This window comes from Marinobacter sp. UBA3607, assembly GCF_002375525.1.
GTDB lineage: Bacteria > Pseudomonadota > Gammaproteobacteria > Pseudomonadales > Oleiphilaceae > Marinobacter > Marinobacter vinifirmus.
In genome coordinates, this window is sequence record NZ_DFLY01000015.1 from 166,236 (window position 1) to 187,944 (window position 21,709).

The 21,709-nt window shown below is 60.8% G+C and carries 15 protein-coding genes and 1 pseudogene; 12 read left to right on the forward strand and 4 right to left on the reverse strand.

The annotated features are described in order from the left end of the window. The first annotated feature begins 16 nt into the window (after positions 1-16). The 9 genes from B2589_RS05990 (at position 17) to B2589_RS06030 (ending at position 14,921) form a co-directional block, all read left to right on the forward strand. Positions 17-562, forward strand: a complete 546-nt coding sequence (locus B2589_RS05990) for a chemotaxis protein CheW (RefSeq protein WP_058342093.1) — start codon at positions 17-19, stop codon at positions 560-562. A 94-nt stretch (positions 563-656) separates the two neighbouring features. After that, positions 657-2,732: a methyl-accepting chemotaxis protein gene (locus B2589_RS05995; RefSeq protein WP_058342094.1), complete on the forward strand. Its 2,076-nt coding sequence runs from the start codon at positions 657-659 to the stop codon at positions 2,730-2,732. 27 nt (positions 2,733-2,759) lie between these two features. Beyond that, positions 2,760-3,659 carry a CheR family methyltransferase gene (locus B2589_RS06000; protein WP_286815941.1) on the forward strand — a complete coding sequence of 300 codons (900 nt, stop codon included), beginning with the start codon at positions 2,760-2,762 and terminating at the stop codon, positions 3,657-3,659. A gap of 11 nt (positions 3,660-3,670) precedes the next feature. After that, positions 3,671-11,272 (forward strand): Hpt domain-containing protein, encoded by a 7,602-nt coding sequence (locus tag B2589_RS06005; protein ID WP_286815942.1) that lies wholly within the window; start codon positions 3,671-3,673, stop codon positions 11,270-11,272. Then, positions 11,272-12,324 carry a chemotaxis protein CheB gene (locus tag B2589_RS06010; protein WP_232901827.1) on the forward strand — a complete coding sequence of 351 codons (1,053 nt, stop codon included), beginning with the start codon at positions 11,272-11,274 and terminating at the stop codon, positions 12,322-12,324. Before B2589_RS06005 ends, B2589_RS06010 begins: the two co-directional genes overlap by 1 nt. A gap of 9 nt (positions 12,325-12,333) precedes the next feature. Next, positions 12,334-12,795, forward strand: coding sequence for a chemotaxis protein CheW (locus B2589_RS06015; protein WP_286815943.1), 462 nt, complete (start codon positions 12,334-12,336; stop codon positions 12,793-12,795). Between the two features lie 69 nt (positions 12,796-12,864). Further along, positions 12,865-13,356: a Fur family transcriptional regulator gene (locus B2589_RS06020; RefSeq protein ID WP_094624834.1), complete on the forward strand. Its 492-nt coding sequence runs from the start codon at positions 12,865-12,867 to the stop codon at positions 13,354-13,356. Further along, the gene (gene znuC / locus B2589_RS06025) at positions 13,349-14,122 is read left to right on the forward strand and encodes a zinc ABC transporter ATP-binding protein ZnuC (protein ID WP_286815944.1); all 774 of its coding nucleotides are present in this window, start codon (positions 13,349-13,351) and stop codon (positions 14,120-14,122) included. Before B2589_RS06020 ends, znuC begins: the two co-directional genes overlap by 8 nt. Then, the gene (locus tag B2589_RS06030; RefSeq protein WP_286815945.1) at positions 14,109-14,921 is read left to right on the forward strand and encodes an iron chelate uptake ABC transporter family permease subunit; all 813 of its coding nucleotides are present in this window, start codon (positions 14,109-14,111) and stop codon (positions 14,919-14,921) included. Before znuC ends, B2589_RS06030 begins: the two co-directional genes overlap by 14 nt. A gap of 12 nt (positions 14,922-14,933) precedes the next feature. Here the strand turns inward: B2589_RS06030 and B2589_RS06035 are convergent, their stop codons facing one another. Continuing rightward, positions 14,934-16,016, reverse strand: coding sequence for a patatin-like phospholipase family protein (locus tag B2589_RS06035; RefSeq protein ID WP_058342099.1), 1,083 nt, complete (start codon positions 16,014-16,016; stop codon positions 14,934-14,936). Positions 16,017-16,163: 147 nt separating this feature from the next. On the opposite strand from B2589_RS06035, the gene B2589_RS06040 reads away from it, so the two are divergent. After that, positions 16,164-17,279: a GGDEF domain-containing protein gene (locus B2589_RS06040; RefSeq protein ID WP_286815946.1), complete on the forward strand. Its 1,116-nt coding sequence runs from the start codon at positions 16,164-16,166 to the stop codon at positions 17,277-17,279. On the opposite strand, the gene B2589_RS06045 is transcribed toward B2589_RS06040, so the two are convergent. Continuing rightward, positions 17,236-18,159, reverse strand: a complete 924-nt coding sequence (locus B2589_RS06045) for an alpha/beta fold hydrolase (RefSeq protein ID WP_273133951.1) — start codon at positions 18,157-18,159, stop codon at positions 17,236-17,238. The two genes, B2589_RS06040 and B2589_RS06045, sit on opposite strands and share 44 nt — an antisense overlap. A 175-nt stretch (positions 18,160-18,334) precedes the next feature. Between B2589_RS06045 and folE the strand changes: the two genes are divergently transcribed. Together folE and B2589_RS06055 are read left to right on the forward strand one after the other, a co-directional pair. Further along, positions 18,335-18,904, forward strand: a complete 570-nt coding sequence (folE, locus tag B2589_RS06050; protein ID WP_199456144.1) for a GTP cyclohydrolase I FolE — start codon at positions 18,335-18,337, stop codon at positions 18,902-18,904. Between the two features lie 10 nt (positions 18,905-18,914). After that, positions 18,915-19,676: an SDR family NAD(P)-dependent oxidoreductase gene (locus B2589_RS06055; RefSeq protein ID WP_199456143.1), complete on the forward strand. Its 762-nt coding sequence runs from the start codon at positions 18,915-18,917 to the stop codon at positions 19,674-19,676. A gap of 96 nt (positions 19,677-19,772) precedes the next feature. On the opposite strand, the pseudogene B2589_RS14355 reads toward B2589_RS06055, so the two are convergent. Then, positions 19,773-20,057, reverse strand: a pseudogene (locus B2589_RS14355) (2-amino-4-hydroxy-6-hydroxymethyldihydropteridine diphosphokinase); the annotation flags it as partial. Between the two features lie 4 nt (positions 20,058-20,061). Then, a partial coding sequence (locus tag B2589_RS06060; protein WP_286815947.1) for a hypothetical protein occupies positions 20,062-21,709 on the reverse strand: 1,648 nt, incomplete at its 5' end.

Genomic DNA, 21,709 nt, shown 5'->3' on the forward strand with positions numbered 1-21,709 from the left:
TGACTTTGGAGTTCGCATGTCCGCCCAGGCCGCCCCTTTTGCTGTTCTGACGGATATCGCCCGGCGCAGCCGTTCCATGGCGGCCGGCCTGCCGGAGCAGGAAGAAGCCGTTGAACTGTGGAACGGTATCGGCTTCATCCTGGCCGGCGAGCACTACGTTGCCCCGATGGGGGAAGTCACAGAAATACTGCACGTGCCCCGGTTTACCCACATTCCGGGGGTCCGCCCGTTCCTGCTGGGTGCCGCCAACGTCCGGGGCCGGTTACTGCCGCTGGTTGACCTTGCCAACTTCTTCGACATCCCCCGCTCTTCACGGAATGCCCGTGAACGGCGGGTGCTGGTGGTTGAACAGGGCGATGTGTTCAGTGGCCTGGTGGTCGACACCGTGCTGGGTATGCAGTATTTCGCAAAAGACAGTTTCAGGGCCAGCACCAGCGGTGTGCCCGAAAACGTTCAGCCGTTTGTGAACGGCGGCTACGAACGTAACGACGAAATCTGGAAAGTATTCTCTGCCGCCACCCTGGTGGAAGACGAACGCTTTCTTGATGTTGCACAGTGGTAAGGGTGATGGCACTGGCAGGCACATCACCCTGTCCATCTGAAGCCCGCTACACCAAAATTGCCATTTCCAGAAGAAAGAGGCCGGGAGCCAGAAAATGAAAAACAGAGCCGGAAGACTCAGTACCGGACAGGGCGGCAACAAACTCGTTGCCGGCCTGATCGCAGCGCTGATTGCACTTACCGTCCTGCTCGTTGTGGTGCTGTTCATCATCAACAAGGACGGCCAGAACGATCAGCAATACATTGCCAACACTGCAGAAATGCGGGTGCTGTCCCAGGAGATTGCGAAGAACGCGACCGAGGCTGCCGGTGGTACCGCCGAAGCGTTCGACCAGTTGCGTCGCTCCCGGGACGAGTTCCAGCAACTCTGGACCAGTGTTACCGAAGGCAATCCGGAAACCGGCCTTCCGGCCAGTGAACTGGCACAACAGAGCGGTGTACAGCAGCACTGGAACAGTGTTCGCGAAAACGCTGACAGCATCCTGTCTACCCGGGAAGCGGTACTGGGCCTGCACGAAGTAGCCCGCACCCTGAACGAAACCATCCCGCAGCTGCAGGTGGAATACGACGATATCGTTCAGATCCTGCTGGATAACGGCGCACCCGCCGAGCAGATCTCCCTGGCCCAGCGCCAGTCCCTGCTGGCCGAGCGTATTGTCCGCTCCGTTAACAACGTACTGTCCGGTGACGAAGACGCGGTTATCGCCGCCGACCGTTTCGGCCGCGACGCCAGCCTGTTCGGCCGGGTACTCGAAGGCCAGCTCAACGGTAACCCGGCCATGGGTATCAGCCGGGTAGCCGATGAAGACGCCATCTACGGCCTGGAAGCGGTTGACGAGCTGTTCGAATTCGTTTCCCAGAACGTTGACGCGATTCTTGAAGCCTCTCCCGACCTCTTCAAGGTTCGTACCGCTGCCAGCGACATCTTCCAGAACTCCGAAATCCTGCTGGCCGAGCTGTCGGTACTGGCTGACGGCTTTGGCTCCCAGTCCGGCTCCCGCCTGGTCAGCCCCACCCTGGCCTTCTTCATCCTGGCGGCCATGGTAGCGATTGTAGTGTTCATCGGCCTGGCCCTGTACCGCGATGCCCAGTCCCGACTGGCCACCACCCAGGAACAGAACGAGCAGAACCAGAACGCGATCCTGCGACTGCTGGACGAACTGGCCGACCTGGCCGATGGTGACCTGACCACCGAGGCCACGGTAACCGAGGACTTCACTGGTGCTATCGCCGACTCCATCAACTACGCGATCGACCAGATGCGCGGACTGGTGCAGGCCATCCGGGGTACTGCCGTACGGGTAGCCGGTGCGGCCCAGGAAACCCAGGCCACAGCCATGCACCTGGCGGATGCTTCCGAGCACCAGGCCCAGGAAATTGCCGGCGCCTCTGCCGCGGTTAACGAGATGGCGGTGTCCATCGACCAGGTATCTTCCAACGCCGCGGAATCCTCAGCGGTTGCGGAGCGGTCGGTTGCGATCGCCAAGAAAGGCGCGGAAGTGGTACAGAACACCATCCGCGGTATGGACAACATCCGGGAGCAGATCCAGGAGACCTCCAAGCGGATCAAGCGTCTGGGTGAATCCTCCCAGGAAATCGGTGACATCGTATCCCTGATCAACGACATCGCCGACCAGACCAACATCCTGTCCCTGAACGCGGCGATCCAGGCCTCCATGGCCGGTGACGCGGGCCGGGGCTTCGCGGTGGTTGCGGACGAAGTTCAGCGCCTTGCGGAACGTTCCTCTGCAGCAACCAAGCAGATTGAAGCGCTGGTTAAGACGATCCAGTCTGACACCAACGAAGCGGTTATCTCCATGGAACACACCACCGCCGAGGTGGTCCGTGGTGCCCGTCTGGCCCAGGACGCGGGTATCGCCCTCGAGGAAATCGAGAACGTATCCATGTCCCTGGCGGAGCTGATCCAGAACATCTCCAACGCGGCACGCCAGCAATCGTCCTCTGCGGCGCACATTTCCAACACGATGAACGTTATCCAGGAAATCACCTCGCAGACCTCCTCCGGTACCAACGCCACGGCGAAGTCTATCGGTAACCTGGCTGAAATGGCGTCCGAGCTGCGGTCCTCCGTTGCCGGCTTCACCCTGCCGGATGAAGACCAGGCCGACCAGGAACAAGAGCAGGACAACGATATCCCGGTGGTCAGCTGATCACCGGCCCGGGGCAGATAACGGTTTATGGCTCAGATGCATAACCAGCTGTCAGCCGCCGAAGGGATCTGGGCACTGCGCCGGCTTCCGGATATGGACCAGGCGCAGTTCAACCAGTGGCAGACCCTGCTGGAACACCGTACCGGCATGACCCTGACGGCCGACCGCCGCTCCTTCCTGGAAACCAACCTGGGAATCCGGATGCGGGAAATCGGCTGCAGCAGCTACCAGGCCTACTACGAGAAAATCGTATCCGGCCCGGATGCCATCAGGGAATGGGCCACACTGGTGGACCGCCTGACCGTGCAGGAAACCCGGTTTTTCCGGGATGCCGATGCCTTCCGGCTGGTGGCCGATTACGTACTGACCCGGCCCCGGGAGCAACTGAGAAAGCGTGCGCTGGAAGCCTGGAGTGTTGGCTGCTCCACCGGCGAAGAGCCCTACACCCTGGCGATGATTCTGAACGAATGCATGAACCAGCTGGCTCTGCAGCCCCTGTTCGGGGTAACCGGTTCGGACATCAGCCAGCCGGCCATCGAGAAGGCCAGGCTGGGCCAGTACAGCGCCCGCAAGTTGCTGGGTATGGATGAAGACCTGAAAGCCAGGTACTTCCGCCCTGCCGAAAGGAACACCGTAGAAATCGTGAACAGCATCCGTGAACGGGTGTGTTTTACCAGGCTCAACGTAATGGATCTGGGCAAGGCACCCATGCACGGCATGAACATTATCTTCTGCCAGAACCTGCTGATTTATTTCCGCCGCTGGCGTCGGCGGGACATTGTGAAAAGGCTAGCAGAGCGTCTGGCACCGGGGGGCTTAGTGGTGCTTGGCCAGGGTGAACTGACCGATTGGCAGCCACCGGGCCTGCAGAGGGTTCCCTCGGAACATGTACTGGCGTGGATCAAGCGCCAGCCCGACGAAGAATAACCGGAGTGGTTATGGGCAATCACCATGACAGTATCGCCCTCGACTGGGTTCGGGGCGAAATACAGGACACGCTGACTCAAGGCCAGCATGCACTGGAAGCGTACGTCGAGAATCGCGACGACACCGCACGCCTGCGCTTCTGCCTGAACTACCTCCACCAGGTACACGGTACCCTGCAAATGGTGGAACTCTACGGTGCAGCCCTGCTCACCGAAGAGATGGAGAAACTGACCCAGGCCATTCTGAACGAATCCGTCACCAGCGTTGACGATGCCGTTGAAGTACTGATGCAGGCCATCCTGCAGCTGCCGCAATACCTGGAACACCTGGACAGCAGCCAGGACGATTTCCCGATGGTGCTGCTGCCCCTGCTGAACGACCTCCGGGCTGCCCGGGGCGATTCCCTGCTGTCTGATACCTCACTGTTCAAGCCTGACCTGACCCCCTCGCAGCTGCAGGTCAGCGCCGCTGTTTCAGAACGCCTGCAGGATCCCAAGGTTCTCGGCCACCTGCGCAAACTGCGCCAGATGTACCAGTTTGCCCTGGCCGGCGTAGTGCGCGAGGAAAGTCTGTCTGCCCACTTAAACTACATGCAGAAGGTGCTCCAGCGCCTGATCCGCCTGTGCCAGAAAACCCCGAGGGGTGAGCTCTACAAAGCTGCCAGCGGCTTTATCGAAACACTCCAGGGCGGCGCCAACCCGGTCAACACTGCGGTCAAATCCCTGTTGCGGGAGCTGGACGCGGAAATCCGCAGGCTCACCGACGAACACAGCAGCATCCTGCAACAGCCGGTACCCGAAGCCCTGTTCAAGCACCTGCTGTACTACGTCGCCCGCGCCCGGGACCTGGACATGCCTCAGGTCAGCGCCCTGCGCCAGGCCTACCAGCTGGATGATGCCCTGCCGTCGGACAGCGATGTCGACGCCGCCCGCACCCGGGTTTCCGGCCCGGGCCGGGACGCCATCCATTCGGTGGTGAGTGCGCTGAACGAAGAACTGGCTCGCCTGAAAGACCAGCTGGACCTGTTTGTCCGGGCCGAACTGCGCCAGAACGACGAGCTGGAAGAACTGCTGCCGGGTATGCGCCAGGTAGCCAACACCCTGGCAGTGATCGGCCTGGGCATTCCGCGCAAAGTGGTTACTGACCAGATCGAACTGGTGGAAAAGCTCAGCACCCAGAGCGACACCGTTGACGACGGCACCCTGATGGATATCGCCGGTGCGCTGCTCTACGTCGAGGCCAGCCTGGCCGGACTGGACAGCGATCGCCACGAACCGGCAGCCACCGGCGACAACGAATTCCACCTTGGCTCCCAGGAACTGGGCGAGGCTAACGAAGCGCTGATCCGGGAATCCCGCAACACCCTGGAACAGGTCAAATCCTCGATTGTGAACTTTATCGCTTCCCAGTGGGATACCCGGGAAGTGGAACACGTTCCTGAGTTGCTGCACAGCATCCGCGGCGGCCTGTCGCTGGTGCCGCTGGAGCGTGTCGCCGACATGCTGGCCTCCGCCGAACGCTACGTAACCGACGTTCTGCTCAACGGCAAACAGGTGCCGGACTGGAAACAGCTCGACACCCTGGCCGATGCGGTAACCAGCATTGAATACTACCTGGAGCGCCTGGCCGACGGCATCACCGAGAACGACGCTATCCTGCGCGTTGCCGAAGACAGCCTGGCCAGCCTGGGCTTCCCGGTCGGCCAGGAACCCACCTGGCAGCACGCCGGAGAGGAACTCCAGCCGGACGAACTGCCGGTACTGGAGACCGGGGCGGCCGTCGAAGAGCCAGTCCAGGAAGCCAAGACCTCCGACCAGGACCTGGTCGACGACGAAATCCTTGGCATCTTCGTCGAAGAAGCCGAGGAAGTGCTGCAGACCATCCACGAGCATTACCCCCGTCTGCGCCAGAATTACGACGACCGCGATGCCCTGACCGAAGTGCGCCGGGCGTTCCACACCCTCAAGGGCAGTGGCCGCATGGTGGGAGCCACCTCCATTGGCGAGCTGGCCTGGTCTGTGGAAAACATGCTGAACCGGGTGATCGACCAGACCCTCAAGCTCAATGACGACACCTTCGCCCTGATCGACGAGGTCAACGCACGCATTCCGTCCCTGATCCAGGAATTCCGCCGGGGTGATTACACCGGCGATGTTGATGGCCTGATCAGCCGGGCCGAAGCCCTGGCCACCACCCGCCGTACCGAAACCGGCACCGCAGAAACGGAAGCGACCGAGACCGTCACTGAGGCCCCGGCCCCGGCCGCAGTTCTGGAACCCGAAGCAGAACCGGAACTGGCCCAGCCGGAGAGCACCGGCGAAACAGAGGCGGATGCCGACGACCTGATCGACGACGAAATCCTCGAGATCTTCGTTGAAGAAGCCGGCGAAGTTCTGGATACCATTCGCGAATACCTGCCGATGCTGCTGCGCCAGCACGACGATCGCAGTGCCCTGACCGAAGTACGCAGGGCCTTCCACACCCTCAAAGGCAGCGGCCGCATGGTTGGCGCCAGTGTGATCGGCGAACTGGCCTGGTCTGTGGAAAACATGCTGAACCGGGTCATTGATGGCAGCATCTTCATGACCGAAGACGTGGCCAGCCTGCTGCAGGATGTCACCGATGCCGTGCCCGGCCTGGTTTCCGACTTCGAGAACCGCCGCCCGGCAGCGTTGGATACCTCGGCCCTTGAAGCCCGCGCCAATGCCCTGGCCAACGGAGAGATCCCGGACGCCAGCACCATGCCGGCAGCCGACTCCGAATCACTGACTGAACCTGAAACCGTTGGCGTCCAGGAAACCGACAGCGACGCTGAAGCCGCTGACTACGACGACGATGAAGACGCCGTTGATCCGATCCTGCTGGAAATTTTCGAGAACGAAACCGAAACCCACCTGCAGACCATCAACGACTACCTGGCAACCGCCGGCGACAAGGCCACCGTCAGCTACACCGACGATCTGTCCCGGGCCCTGCACACCCTCAAAGGCAGCGCGAACACGGCTGGCATTGCCCCCATCGCCGCCGTCATCACCCCGCTGGAACGCTTTGTTAAGGAATCCCGTGCCCAGAACAAGCGGGCAGACCGTGATGTACTGGAACTGATTGCCGATGCCAAGGAGTTCCTGACCCGCGGCCTGGCCCAGCTCCGGGATAACCCGCAGGCAGACCTCGAAGGTACCGAAGACTACCTGGCCCGCCTGGAGCAGGTGTACCAGCGTACCCTGCAGTCCTCCGATCCGGCCGATGAACTGCAACCGGACACCCGGGCACCGTCCCAGCTGGTACAGCTGTTCCTGAACGAGGGCCTGGACATTGTGCTGGATGCCGAGAGCATCCTGGATGAATGGTCCCGCCACCCGGACCAGCGGCAGTCTGTGGAGATCCTGCAGAAAGAGCTGGAACAACTGGCTGCCGGCGCCGCAGAAGCCGGCCTGGTGGATGTTACCGAACTGGCCGCTGCGCTGAACCAGGCCTACAGCACAGTATCCGAAAAGCAGCTGGAGCCGGATGATACCTTCTTCGGCACCCTGCGCGCCGGCCATGAGCAACTGATCAACCTGATGGACCAGGTCGCCGCCGGCCTGGCCACCGAGAGCAATGACGACCTGATCGACGAACTCTACGCCCTCGCGAACCGGGCAGACGAGAGCGAGCTGGAGCAGGAATTCGAGCAGCAGTTCTCCGGCGATCTCGACGAAATCGACCTGAGCCTGGAATTCGACGAACTCGGCCAGCCCGACGAGCAACCGGAACCCGAGTCGCCTGGCGAAGGCTGGCTGAGCGAAGAACCTGCGTTCGAAACTGAAGCTTCCACCGACGAAGACAGCGAACTGGACGACGAGCTGGCCGCCATCTTCCTGGAAGAAGCGCGGGACCTGGTCGACAGCACCGCAACCTCGCTGCAGACCTGGAGCGAAGACACCGGCAACCTGGATACCCTGCACCTGTTGCAGCGCGACCTTCACACCCTCAAGGGCGGCGCCCGCCTGGCCGGCATTGCGCCCGTCGGCGACCTGTCCCACGAACTGGAAACCCTGTTCGAAGGCCTGACCGAGCAACGCTTTGCCGTCAGCGATTCGTTGTCTGACCTGCTGTTCCGGTGCCATGACCGGTTGGCCAACATGGTCGACACCCTGGAAGCCGGCAACCAGCCCGAAGCAGCCCCGGACCTGATTTCCGATATCCACGCCTGGATCGACGGCGCCCGGGATGGCGGAGCCAGCACCGAACCGGCAACCGACTTTGATGACGACATTCTGGCCCGGGCCGAAGCCGAGTTCGATGCGGACAGCGAAGAGGAAGCCACAGACAGCGCCGATGAGGATGCCCTGGCTGGCCTGTCGGACCTTGACCCGGAACTGACCGGCATCTTCCTGGAAGAAGCCTACGACCTGATCAACTCCACCGGCAGTGCCCTGCACACCTGGAGCGAAGATCCGTCGAACCAGGCCGTGGCCGCAGAACTGCAGCGCGATGTACACACCCTGAAGGGTGGCGCACGGATGGCCGGCGTCGACGCCATTGGCGACCTGACCCACGTTCTGGAAGACCTGTTCGAGAAAGTGGCCGAGGGCCAGCTGGCCGCCAGCAACGACATGACCGACCTGCTGTTTGCCTGCCATGACCGCCTGGCACAAATGGTGGAACAGGTTGCCACCCAGAAGCCCTGCCCGCCGGCCAACGACCTGGTTCAGCAGGTAGAAGCGATTCTCCGCGGTGAAACACCGGCACCGGCCAGCGAAGGGCAGGAACCGGCACAAGACCTTACCGAAGACACAGCGGATGACACCGGCTGGATGCCAGACACCGGGCTTGAGGCTGACGAAGACCTCACCGAAGCCTTCGAAGCCATGGGCGGTGACGACCTGGCCGGCATCTTCCTGGATGAAGGCCTGGAAATCCACGAAGCCATTACCGAGTGCCTGGACCAGTGGCGCGAAGATCCGGACGAACTGACCGTTCTGACCCGCCTGCAGCAGGAGCTGCACACCCTCAAGGGTGGTGCCCGGTTGTCCGATATCGACCCGGTGGCCGACCTTGCCGAAGCCTGGTCTGACAGCCTTGAACCCCTGCTCTCCGGCGGCAACAACCAACAGGCGTTGCTGGCGCTCAGCGATCAGGGTGCCGCCAGCCTCAAGGGCATGCTCGACAGCCTGGAAGACGGCCATAAACCGGCCGCCGCCAGCGATCTGATCGAAGCCTTCCGCAGTGTTCAGGCCGAACAGGGCGAACAAGCCACAGCCACGGCAGAACCGGCCGCTGACGAAGCCGATGCGGTTGACCCGGAAGTGCTGGAAATCTTCCTGGAAGAAGCCGGCGAGATCATGGACCAGCTCGAGCAGGTGCTCGATGACTGGCGCAAAGACCCGAGCAACCACCAGTACAACCAGGAAGCCCAGCGGGCCCTGCATACCCTCAAAGGTGGCGCCCGCCTGTCCCAGCTGAGCGTACTGGGCGACAAGGCCCATGCCTTGGAGACCCGGTTGATCGACCTGGGCGGCAATGCACCGGGCGACAGCCAGTGGCAGGAGATCACCCGGGACCACGACGCCATCATCGAGCTGGTCTCCGACGTTCGCCGGCGCTTTGCCGACGGTAGCCCGGTGGTCCAGCCGGAGCAGCCCGCGGAAGACGCACCCGAACACGAGCAGCCCGAACCGCAGGCCGCCGAGCAGGAAACCTCGGTGCCCGAAGCCCCGAAATCGACAGCGCCCGCCAAGCCGGCCCAGGCTCCGGCCAAGGCCCGCAATAAAGCAGCGGAAGCCCAGCGTGCTGCCCAGGAAACCATCCGGGTATCGGCACCGTTGCTGGACGAGCTGGTTAACCTGGCCGGTGAAACCAGTATTACCCGTGGCCGCCTGGAACAGCAGACCAGCGACTTCGGTCACACCCTTGAGGAAATGGCCGCAACCATCGAGCGTCTGCGCGAACAGCTGCGCCGGATGGATATCGAAACCGAAGCCCAGATCCTGTTCCGTGCCGAGCAGGAACACGGCCCGGATTACGGCGACGACTTCGACCCGCTGGAAATGGACCGCTACTCCTCGATCCAGCAGTTGTCACGGGCACTGAGCGAGTCGTCTTCTGACCTTGCAGACCTGCGTGAAACCCTGTCTGACCGGGTACGGGATACCGAAACCCTGCTGGTTCAGCAGTCCCGGATCAACACGGAACTCCAGGAAGGTCTGATGAAGACCCGGATGATTCCGTTTGCCTCCATGGTGCCGAGACTGCGCCGGATTGTGCGCCAGATCAGCAACGAACTGGGCAAGAAGGTCAACTTCGACGTGCGCAACGCCGAGGGTGAAATGGACCGCAACATCCTTGAGCGCATGATTGCGCCGCTGGAACACATGCTGCGGAACGCCCTCGACCACGGCATTGAAAGCCCCGAAGACCGGGCCCGTGCCGGCAAGCCGGAAACCGGTGAAGTGGTGCTCTCGCTGACCCGTGAAGGCGGCGACGTGGTACTGCGTATGATCGACGACGGCAAAGGCATTCCCGCCGAAGTGATCCGTGACAAGGCCATTCGCCAGGGCCTGCTGCGGGCCGACGAAGACCTTACCGAACGGGAAGTCCTGCAGTTCATCCTGCAGCCCGGCTTCTCTACCGCCCAGCAGGTGACCCAGATTTCCGGCCGGGGTGTGGGTATGGACGTGGTATCCAGCGAAATCAAACAGCTCGGCGGCAGCCTGGATATCGATTCGGCCCTGGGGCGTGGCACCACCTTCACGGTGCGACTGCCATTTACCGTATCGGTTAACCGGGCCCTGATGGTCGCGACCGGGGAAGACTTCTACGCCATCCCGCTTAACACCATCGAAGGTATCGTACGGGTCAGCACCTACGAGCTGGAAGAGTACTACAAGCCGGATGCACCGCTGTACGAATACGCCGGCCAGGAATATCGCCTGCAGTACCTGGGCAGCCTGCTGAACAGTGACCACCAGCCCAAGCTGCAAGGCCAGGCCCTGCCGCTGCCGGTGATCCTGGTGCGGGGTGCCGAGCAGCCACTGGCCCTGCAGGTTGACCACCTGATGGGCAGCCGGGAAATCGTGGTTAAGTCTCTCGGCCCGCAGTTCAGCTCGGTTCGTGGCGTTTCCGGTGCCACCATTCTGGGTGACGGTAACGTGGTGGTGATTCTTGACCTGCCGGCCATGCTCCGTTCTGACATCCTGTCTGATCGCCAGCGCCTGGCTAACCTGGACAAGGCCCGCGAAGCCGGCCGCTACGAAGACCAGACCACCACGGTTATGGTGGTGGACGACTCGGTTACCGTACGGAAGGTTACTTCCCGACTGCTGGAACGCAACGGCATGGAGGTTATCCTCGCGAAGGACGGCCTGGATGCGGTGGCCCAGCTGCAGGACCATCGTCCGGACATTATCCTGCTGGATATCGAAATGCCCCGGATGGACGGTTTCGAAGTGGCCAGCTTTGTGCGCCACGACGAAAACCTGAAAGAGACGCCCATCTGTATGATTACCTCCCGGACCGGCGAGAAACACCGGGAACGGGCACTGGCCATCGGCGTCAACGAATATCTGGGCAAGCCGTTCCAGGAAGCCGAGCTGCTTGAAACCATCAAACGACTGACCGGGAACGGGTAATGACCGGCCATGACGGCCGGCCCGGCATCGGCATTGTGTCCGATGTGGTGTTGCAGCGGCACCGGTTGCAGGTGGCTGCCGGCAAGTTCGGCCTTGAGGTCAGCTTTTCCGGCGGCCCCGACCGTCTGATGGATTATCCGGGGTTTCCCGATGCCGCCCTGTGGCTGGTAACCCTGGAAGACGAAGCCGACCACCCAGCGCTGTTCGAACACCTGCTGGAGCACACCGATGCCCCGGTTCTGTTCGGGATGGACCAGGCTCCAAAGCCCGGCACCAAGGACTATGTGCGCTGGGAAAGGCGGCTGCTCAACAAGCTGGAAAAGCAGCTGGGGCACCTGGAGAAACTGGACTCCGCCAACGACATCGAAGAGCTGGAAGTCCACGCCCGGCCATCACCCGAGGCACCACAACTGCCCCAGTGGATAACCCCGGCAGCTCCGGGTTCGGTAGCCGAGGAAATCTGGGTTCTGGGCGCTTCGCTGGGCGGTCCCGCTGCGGTGAAAACCTTTCTGGACCACCTGCCGGCCGGCCTGCCGGTTGGCTTTGTCTACGCCCAGCATATTGATGACAACTTTACCGGCGTGCTGACCCGGGTACTGGGCCGCCATGCCCACTACCAGCTGAAGCGGGCGGAGGAAGGCTACAAGGTTCGCAACGGCGATGTGGTACTGATGCCGGTAGAACAGGAGTGGTCGTTCGCAGACGACGGCAGCCTGACCGCCACCGGCAAGCCCTGGCCCGGCCCCTATGGCCCGTCTATCGACCAGGTGCTGCTGAACGTGGCCGACCACTTCCGCGAGCACTGCCACGCGATTCTGTTCTCCGGGATGGGCAACGACGGCGCCATCGCCGCACCGCTGCTGAAGAAACGGGGCAGCCGGATCTGGGTCCAGGACAGTGCCAGCTGTGGCAACAGTTCGATGCCCGAGTCTGTCGCTGCCACCGGCTGCACCAGCTTCTGCGGCACACCGGACCAGCTCGCCGGCGAACTGATCAAAACCATTGAGAACCATTGCCTGCTCAAGGGCCGGCAAAAACGGGATTCTGCCTGAGGACACACAATGAACGAAAACAGCCAAACGCTTCCCTGCGTCATGATCCCTGTCTGTGACCGGCACCTGCTTCTGCCCAACGTGTCCATCGCCGAGGTAGTGGATTTCAACAGCACAGACGCCGGCGCCAGCACCCCGGACTGGCTGGTGGGTTTTCTGGACTGGCGCGGACTGACCTTGCCGGTCATCTCCTACGATGCCGCCAATGGCGGATCGCTCACGGTTCCGGGCGATAACCGGGGCCGTATCATTGTGCTCAATACCATTGGCCCGGACCACAACAAAGCGCCGTTCATGGCCCTGGTGACCCAGGGCATTCCGAGCCAGGCCCGCCTGGATGAAAGCCAGCTGCGCAAGCTGGACGGAGAGACCGGCCCTGCCGACCTGATGCTGGTAGACGTAGAAGGCGAAGCGGCCTGGATTCCCAACCTGGAATACCTGGAATCCCTGGCGGTGCAGGCCGGGAACTGATTCCATCCCGGGCCATGGCAGCCAATCCTGCAAATGTTATAATGTTGCAAACTTTGCAGGACACGGACCATGCCCGAACGCGCGCTCCCCTACCGCCCCCACAACCATGATGCCTGCGTCAGCCACGCCCTGGCCGACGCCCGCACCATTTGCCGGCAACAGAATGCCCGCCTGACGGCCATCCGTGAGCGGGTGCTGGAACTGATCTGGCAGTCCCACAAACCGCTGGGCGCCTACGATATCCTGGCCCGACTGGGCGAAGAGGGCCACAACGCCGCGCCACCGACCGTGTACCGGGCCCTGGATTTCCTGCAGCAGTACGGGCTGGTACACAGGATTGCCTCCCTGAACGCCTTTATCGGCTGCCCCCATGCCGGCGAACACCATCGTGGCACCTTCCTGATCTGCCGCCAGTGCGGCAATGTGCTGGAACTGGATGCGCCGACGGTCAGCGAATCGATTGAAGCCGCAGCCCGGGCCGAAGGTTTCCGGCCCGACGACATCACCCTGGAAATTTCCGGCCTGTGCCCCCGTTGCCAGGGAGCAGAAGCCCATGACTGAGGCGCTGGCGAACCTGGAGGGCGTTACCGTTCAGTTTGATGACCGGCTGGTGGTCAACCGGGTCAGCCTGACCGTGCACCGGGGCGACATCATCACCATCATCGGCCCCAACGGAGCCGGCAAAACCACCCTGATTAAAACCGTCCTCGGCCTGCAGCGGGCCACCAGCGGCAAGGTATCACGGGCCCCGGGGCTGGTCATCGGCTATGTGCCCCAGCACCTGACCCTGGAAGCCACCCTGCCCCTGAGCGTGCGCCGTTTCATGCTGCTCAGCGGCAAGCCGCTGGCAGAGTGCGAGGTGGCGCTGGCCCGGACCGGGGTAAGCCATTTGCTGGAGGCCTCTGTGCATCACCTGTCTGGTGGCGAAAAACAGCGCTTACTGCTGGCCCGGGCGCTGGTGCGCAAACCGGACCTGCTGGTACTGGACGAACCCGCCCAGGGCGTGGACATCAACGGCCAGGCCGCACTGTACGAACTGATCCGGGAGCTGCGGGACGAACTGCACTGCGGTGTCATCATGATCTCCCACGATTTGCACCTGGTGATGGCTGCCACCGACAAGGTGATCTGCCTGAACCAGCACGTCTGCTGCAGCGGCTATCCGGCGGATATTTCCCACGACCCGGCCTTTATCGAAACCTTCGGCCACCAGGTAGCGGAATCGCTGGCGGTGTATCACCACCACCATAACCAGCAACATAACCTGCACGGCGACGTTGTTGCCGGCACCGGCCATCAGGGAGCCTGTAACCATGAGCATCATTGATGCGGTGCTGGGCGATTTCTTCTGGCGAGCCCTGATCGGCGGCCTGGGGGTGGCACTGGTGGCCGGGCCGTTGGGCTGTTTTGTGGTCTGGCGCCGGCTGGCCTATTTCGGCGACACCCTGGCCCACTCCGCCCTGCTGGGCATTGCCCTGAGCTTTCTGATCAGCGTACCGCTCAACCTGGCGGTGATCATCACCTGCGTAGTGATCGCCCTGGCGCTGGTGCTGTTGTCCCGTACCCGGGCCCTGTCTACCGACACCCTGCTGGGCATCCTGGCGCACTCGGCCCTGGCCATCGGCCTGGTTACCCTCAGCTTTATGCCGGAAGTACGGGTAGACCTCACCGGCCTGCTGTTTGGTGATCTGCTGGCCATGAGCCGCCAGGACCTGCTGTGGATCTACGGCGGCGCGGCGGTGGTACTGACCCTGCTGGCCGTGCTCTGGCGCGGGTTGCTGATGAGTACCATCCACGAAGAACTGGCGCGGGTGGAAGGTGTTCCGGTGGAGCGCCTGCGGCTGGCACTGATGCTGATGTTCTCGCTGGTGATTGCGGTCGCCATGAAGATTGTCGGGGTGCTGCTGATTACCGCCCTGCTGGTTATCCCGGCGGCAACCGCCCGGCGGCTGGCGAGAAACCCCGAGCATATGATGGCGCTGGCCGTGGTGTTTGGCTTCATTGCGGTTGCCGGCGGGTTAAGTATGTCCTGGTACCTGGACTCCCCCGCCGGCCCGTCGGTGGTGGTTACCGCCTTCCTGAGCTTCCTGCTGGTTTACGGAGCGGCCCGCAAGAACAGCCACTGAGCCACCCGCCGGTCAAAGCGGCTGGAGCCGGTCCATCAGGCGGCCGGTTTCCAGCAGTTCAAGGAACTCGTCACCCAGCCGGTCGCTCTCGGCGATGGCCTTGCGCCAGTCCCGTTCACGACCTTCGTCATCGCCCAGGTATTTCTCGAAATCCTTGCGGTCCGGCAGCTTGCGGTTCGGCAGGCTGTCCAGGTATTCCCGGGACGGTGACACCAGCAGCACATCCTGCAGCCGGGTCGCGTCACCCCGGCGCCAGGGCAGGGTCTTGTCGAACCAGCCGGGCACCACCTTGTCGGTAAAGTGCGGGTAGAGAATCACCCCGGGCTGCTCGTAGGGCAGGTCCAGGTGGTAATCCAGCAGCCCGCCATCCCGATACACCCCCTCCGGCGCACCCGGAATATTGCGGACACCGGACATCACCAGCGGAATAGACGCGGAGGCCAGCAACGCCGGCAGCAGGTTTTCCCGGGTCAGGGGCACTTCGTGGCTGGGAAAATCCACCAGTTTCGACACCGGTGCCCGTACCCGGCCATCGTGCAGAATGCCCCGTTCCATATAACGGCCCAGGTGCCGGCGGCTTACCATATTGGCACTGATGGCACTCATCAGCCCCAGGCCTAGCCGGCCCCGGGTGTCGTGCTCCAGAAAGCCCCGGCTGCGCACCACCACTACATTCAGGCGGTACCAGGGATGGTTGAGCAGGTAGTCCTCACGACCACCCAGCAACTCCTCCAGGAACAGGATGCTCTTGCGGGTCACTTCCGCCGCACTGACGCCCTTGGCAAAGCGCTGGCTGGTGTAAAGCTCCGCCAGCTTTGCCAGCTGGGCCCGGGGGTCGTCGGAGGAGGCCACCGCCGCAAAGCGCCAGCTACCGATCGACGAGCCGATCAGCGCCCGTTCCTGTTCCACCCGGGGCAGCCAGTCGCCAAAGATCGCTTTATCCAGGCCGCTGAGGCCCAGGGCTTTCGGGCCACCGGCAGCACCGGGAATAACGTGTACGTCTTCCGGCCCCAGCGGCTTTTGCTGCAACCGGTTCAGTGCCCGCCGTCCAACGCGAATGGTCAACGCCGGCTGTTTGATATGTATTGCCGTCATTCTGTTGTTCCTCTGGAAGTGCGGGGAGTTTAACGAACCCGGGCTGCAGCAGCCAAGAAAACCGGCTTTTTCCTTGGCACGCCGGATCTGCGTGCTAGACTCGATCGAAAACCTTCCAAGGAAGCAGGACTGCAGCAGGAGCAAGCGGTGAATCAATCTGCCCCGCCGGGGACGGCAACCACCAACCCTACCCTGGCGGTACTGGGTTTTCGACGGCAGCTGGTGTACCACCTGCATTTCTGGGCCTTTATTGCCGTTGCCCCGCTGGTGATGGTGCAGTGGCAGCACGGCAATTTGTTGCTGTCGGCCCTACTGGTCTTCTTCTGCGCCAATGCCGCACTGGTCCTGCTGTTTTTGCGGTTTCGCAACACCTACTTTCTGAAAGGCCGGCTGTTCCCCCTGCTGGCTGTCGTCTGCGCGGCCTACTCCACGGCCATCAACGGCCACGCCGGCCTGTACTGGGCCTATCCGGCGGCCATCGCCCTGTTCTTCCTGCTCCCCATCAAGGAAGCTATCGTCTGCAACGTCATTTTTGTCGCAGTTATGGCGGTGGTGTCGTTCCTGCAGTTCCCCGAGGCGGACTTCTGGCGCATTACCTTTTCACTCGGGCTCAGCTGCCTGTTTGCCATGATCTTTGCCTGGCTGGTGGGGCGTCTGCAGCAGGAACTGACCCGGTTGGCCACCACCGATCCACTCACCGGCTGCCTGAACCGCTCGCAACTGGCCGATGTGCTGAACAGCCAGATCCAGATGCGGGAACGCTATGAACGGGTATCCAGCCTGGTGCTGATCGACCTGGACTATTTCAAGAACATCAACGACCAGTGGGGCCACCTGGCCGGCGACCGGGTACTGAAGGAGATGGCCGGCCGGGTGCGCAAACGGTTGCGACAGAACGACCAGCTGTTCCGCATCGGCGGCGAAGAATTCATGGTGGTGCTGCCGGAAACCCGACAGAAAGACGCCCATACCCTGGCCCAGCAATTACTGACCAGTATCAGCGCCCGGCCATTTCTGGACGACATCCGGGTAACCGCCAGCGCCAGCATTGCCGAAGTCGAACGGGGTGAAACCTGGTCTGTGTGGCTCAACCGCGCCGACCAGGCGCTGTATGAAGCCAAGGCCCGGGGCCGCAACCAGGTGGTGCTGGCGCCAGCCAACCGACAGCCCCCGGTGCAGCCAGAGCCATGGCAGCGGTCACCGACACCGTTGCAACCGGTCAGCTCAGGGCCGGCTGCTTCCGGAACGCCCGATACGCCGTAAACACATCCCAGGGCTGCTCGAAGTGGGGGTAATGGCCCACATTTCTCAGGGTGACCACATCTGCATCGGTAATCAGTTCCCGATAACGCCGAACCATACCGGCACCAGACACCGGATCCGCCGTGCCCGAGATCAGCCGCATCGGCTGGCGGGCATTCTGCAGTGCGCCCACCCAGCGGTTGCGGTGGCACCGCCGCTCCTCCATAAAATGAATCAGCTCATGCAGGATGCCGCGACCGTTGTTGTAGGTCAGCAGGTGCCAGAATTCGTCCATCTCCTGCTGACCCGGAGGATTGCGGGAGCCGAACAGCCGGCAGAAGTTGCGCTCGAACATGCTGCGGGTCAGGCCCCGGCTGATCAGTCCGCCTAAAGGGCTGCCCAATACGCGCTGGATTAACAGGGGATTGTGCACTTCCGGGAAGATGCCGCCGTTCAGCAGGCACAGGCTGTCGACGGTAAAGCCAAGGCCGCCTTCCTGGTCCCGGGCCAACAGTTCCTGGGCCACGGTGGAACCGTAATCATGGGCCAGCAGGTGAATGCCGGGCAGGCCCAGGCCTTCTATCCAGCCCTGAACCAGGTCTGCCTGGTCTTCAATGCTGTAGCGGTAGTTGCGGGGCTTGTCGGAAAACCCGAAACCCAGCATATCCACGGTCAGCAGGTTGTAGTGCCGGGCCAGCATCGGCCACACCCGGCTCCAGTCCCAGCTGGCGGTCGGAAAACCGTGCAGCAACACCAGCGGCTCGCCCTGGCCGGCCATGCGGCTGAATATGGCGTGGCCGCCGTAGCTGAACCATTTGCCGGCCTGCTGCCAGCCATCCAGGGTCGATATGTCCTGTTTACCGGCGGCGGAAACGCCAGCCCCGGTCGTAAGCTGTTCCATGGCAGATCCCTGACACATTCCAAGCTTGTCACTTTAGATGAAAGCGCCAGCAACGGCCATAGCCCGGCCGGCACCGCACTGGTCTGTTCCGGCTGAGGTATCGTAAAGCATGGAGATACGGCCCGAATTCCCTTAAGCTTTGGCCCTTGTTAGGCACAGACTACCGGAAACCATTATGACTCTACCCCTCGATGACCTGGCCGGTCATTATTACTCCATCCTTGACGGCCTGGGCGAGAACCCCGAACGCGAAGGCCTGAAAGACACACCCATGCGTGCCGCCAAGGCCATGCAGTTCCTGACCCGGGGCTACCAGCAGGACCTGCAGGACCTGGTGAACAACGCCGTGTTCGAATCTGCCATGGACGAAATGGTGGTGGTACAGGACATCGAACTGTACAGCATGTGTGAGCACCACATCCTGCCCTTCATCGGCAAGTGCCATATTGCCTACCTGCCCCAGGGCAAGGTGCTGGGCCTGTCCAAGTTCGCCCGCATTGTCGACATGTATGCCCGCCGGCTGCAGATCCAGGAAAACCTGACCCGCCAGATTGCCGAAGCCGTGGAAAGCGTGACCGGTGCCAAGGGCGTGGCGGTGGTGATCGAAGCCCAGCACATGTGCATGATGATGCGCGGCGTAGAGAAACAGAACTCGCGTATGAAAACCTCCATGATGCTCGGGCAGTTCCGCAAATCCCAGGCAACCCGGACCGAGTTCCTGAATCTTCTCACACAACACAGCTAATCGAGCTCCCATGACCCCCGTCGCAGTGATAACCGGTGCAGGACGCAGGCTAGGCTATGAACTCGCCTCGGCCCTGCTCGATCGTGATTTTCAGGTATTTGCAGTTTATCGAACGGAAACCGACGATCTCAAGTCACTGATTCGACGGGGCGCAACCGCAATTCAAACCGATCTCGAAGATCAACCATCGGTAGGGACATGCATTGGGGAGATTCTCAAACGTAGTGATCGGTTGGACGTTCTGATCAATAACGCATCAAGTTTTACTCCCGACATCACAAATGATGATATAAAGCTGGCGGAACAGTCTCGCCATTTTTTTCAGGTAAACAGCACGGCACCAATGCAGTTGATGCATGGGTTCTCAGAAACACTCAAAAATACTGGTCGAAGAAATCACAGACCAACGCTTGTGGTCAACATTACTGATATCTTTGCGGATAAACCCAACCCGGCTTTTGCCGCTTACTGCGCTTCAAAAGCAGCGCTGGCTAACTTAACCCTTAGCTACGCTGCCCTGCTTGCGCCTCATGTTCGTGTCAACGCCATTATGCCTGGTCCGATCGGGTTTCTTCCCAGCCATACCGATGACCAGAAACAGCAAGTTCTGGGAGAAACGCTCTTAGGCCGAGAAGGGGGCTTTCACAGCGTGGTCATGCAAGTGCTGTCCCTCTTGGATAACGACTACATCACCGGAGCGAGCATCCCGGTGGATGGTGGCCGGCGCTTGGCCCAAGGAATGCCCCACAATACGGATCGTTACTCGAGCTGAACGGGCATGCTCAAGCCCAGTAAAAAGTTCACGATAATACGACTCCTCGATGGTCGCCCCGGTGAAGCAGCCGTCACCACTTTGCTCCAAAATGTCCACATCGATGCAGCGGTCTTTCAAGCTTCTCAGCGGATCAGCACGATCACGACCCAAGGCTTCTTCAAGCGCATTCGTCCTGTTTTTGAGCTGACATAGTGACAGTGGGCTGTAGAAAACAACTAGAGCATTGAGAAAGGAACGCTTCGTCACTATGCCCTTAGGCTGGGTATGTATAACGGGCGACAACCACAGCATGTTATTTTCTTCCAACAGCGTGGCAACCGCATTGGCCAGATTCAACCTTGGTTCAACATTGCTACCCAGTCCGCATAGATACCACATATGATCATCTCAACAGTTTTCGGATATACGCACCAATTAGTACGGTAACGAGCAACACTCCGATCATGGACTCCATGGTGACCATAAGCGACAGCCACGATATGGCGGGGGGAACCGGTAGGCTCCATTCTCCAAAAAGTATGCTGATAAAGCTTTGCAGACTCAGCATCAGCGCCTCGCTTGATGGAAAACCTGTAAGCGCAAAAGCAAACGCAAAAATTCCAATTACCAGCAGCGCCGTACACAAAACGTTTCTGAGCCGAATCCCCCAGCCGAAAAAACCGCCGAGTATTAGCCTGCGCAGTCTGCCGGATTCTTTGTAGTCACGCATATGAAAGAATGCATGATCTTCCTCCCTTAAATGGCCAGTGTCCGCCAGCCAGTTCTTGAAACATGTATAAGCTTCTGAAAGCAAACGGCGATTCTCAACATCTGATGATCTGGCGTCAAAATTTGCCAACAAAGCAAACGGAGGAGGGCTCATGAGACGACGAATCGGCACACTGCCGTAGATCAACGAAACCGGGTCAAACCACGCCTGTGCCGCGTGAAATCGTGACATTTCAATAGCCGGGGTTCCATCCTCCGGTTTTTCCAGCTCCAGAATCCAAGACTGATCCACCGAAGTGCCAGACAGCCGGCAGCGTCCCCGGAGACTTTTGCCCGTCATACGGAGATTACGGCCAATCATGGAATCTTCTACCGCTATTCCCTTGGCCTCATCTTGAATCGACACTCGATTCATACTCAGATCTTTTGTCAGTTCACAATCTCGTACCGTAATGCTATTCGCCTTGATGTCTGCAAGCTGCAGTTGGCCCAGTGTGCTGCGGTGAACCTCCAGATCACCGTCGAGATCGTACCCATCGACACAAATACCGCCGCTAAACTCGTTCCGACTTAAATGCTCGGCATGGTAGCTCTGACGCCCAATGTAAACATTGTTCAGTCGAGGTTGAGTGTTAACGGGGGCATCGTCCTGTTTCGATAGCAGTTGTACCGGTGCGTCAAAGCTGCCATTCAGTGTCAGGCACCCCCTAAGTGTCATTTCATTCAACCAGAGCATGTCATCGCCGCCCCGGGTGCCAAACTCAATCAAAACAGATAAAGCCTTGATGCCACGAAATGAAATTCCGCCAGGGCCAGAAAAGTCACAGCCAAAAATGACCACACTGCCGTCAAGATTAGCCGACTTCAAACTGAAGTGATTTTCAAACTGACAGTTGAGACACCAAAAACTGCCCTCGAAACGGGCGCGTATCCATCGAAAATCACCGACGACTTTACAGTTAATCAATACCAGCGATCCAGGAATGTCCAGGTCAAATATTTCGGATCCGTTCAGCACCTTGTTAGCGACCACGGTAATGCCATTCGAAGCGTTAAGCTGGTCCAACCAATGGCGATCCGAAACCAATTGCTGTTCGGAATCACGACCGACCCCAGAGATGGCAATATTCTCAGCCTCACATTCCGCTATGACTTCGCGAACGACAAGCGTTTCACCGTCGCGGGCATCTCGCCCGAGACGAACTTTGAAAACCTGTCCCACCTGAACGGCAGGATAGCCCGCCTTTTGGAATGCACGCCAATGGCTATATGCCAGCTGCTGCTCTTCAGTACACAACGCTAGCCCGGATTTCTCATAGGTC

Bases quoted from the DNA above. Each gene is read 5' to 3' on its own strand.
- B2589_RS05990 (WP_058342093.1), top strand. From the start codon at position 17: ATGTCCGCCCAGGCCGCCCCTTTTGCTGTTCTGACGGATATCGCCCGG.
- B2589_RS05995 (WP_058342094.1), top strand. From the start codon at position 657: ATGAAAAACAGAGCCGGAAGACTCAGTACCGGACAGGGCGGCAACAAA.
- B2589_RS06000 (WP_286815941.1), top strand. From the start codon at position 2,760: ATGGCTCAGATGCATAACCAGCTGTCAGCCGCCGAAGGGATCTGGGCA.
- B2589_RS06005 (WP_286815942.1), top strand. From the start codon at position 3,671: ATGGGCAATCACCATGACAGTATCGCCCTCGACTGGGTTCGGGGCGAA.
- B2589_RS06010 (WP_232901827.1), top strand. From the start codon at position 11,272: ATGACCGGCCATGACGGCCGGCCCGGCATCGGCATTGTGTCCGATGTG.
- B2589_RS06015 (WP_286815943.1), top strand. From the start codon at position 12,334: ATGAACGAAAACAGCCAAACGCTTCCCTGCGTCATGATCCCTGTCTGT.
- B2589_RS06020 (WP_094624834.1), top strand. From the start codon at position 12,865: ATGCCCGAACGCGCGCTCCCCTACCGCCCCCACAACCATGATGCCTGC.
- znuC (WP_286815944.1), top strand. From the start codon at position 13,349: ATGACTGAGGCGCTGGCGAACCTGGAGGGCGTTACCGTTCAGTTTGAT.
- B2589_RS06030 (WP_286815945.1), top strand. From the start codon at position 14,109: ATGAGCATCATTGATGCGGTGCTGGGCGATTTCTTCTGGCGAGCCCTG.
- B2589_RS06035 (WP_058342099.1), bottom strand. From the start codon at position 16,016: ATGACGGCAATACATATCAAACAGCCGGCGTTGACCATTCGCGTTGGA.
- B2589_RS06045 (WP_273133951.1), bottom strand. From the start codon at position 18,159: ATGGAACAGCTTACGACCGGGGCTGGCGTTTCCGCCGCCGGTAAACAG.
- folE (WP_199456144.1), top strand. From the start codon at position 18,335: ATGACTCTACCCCTCGATGACCTGGCCGGTCATTATTACTCCATCCTT.
- B2589_RS06055 (WP_199456143.1), top strand. From the start codon at position 18,915: ATGACCCCCGTCGCAGTGATAACCGGTGCAGGACGCAGGCTAGGCTAT.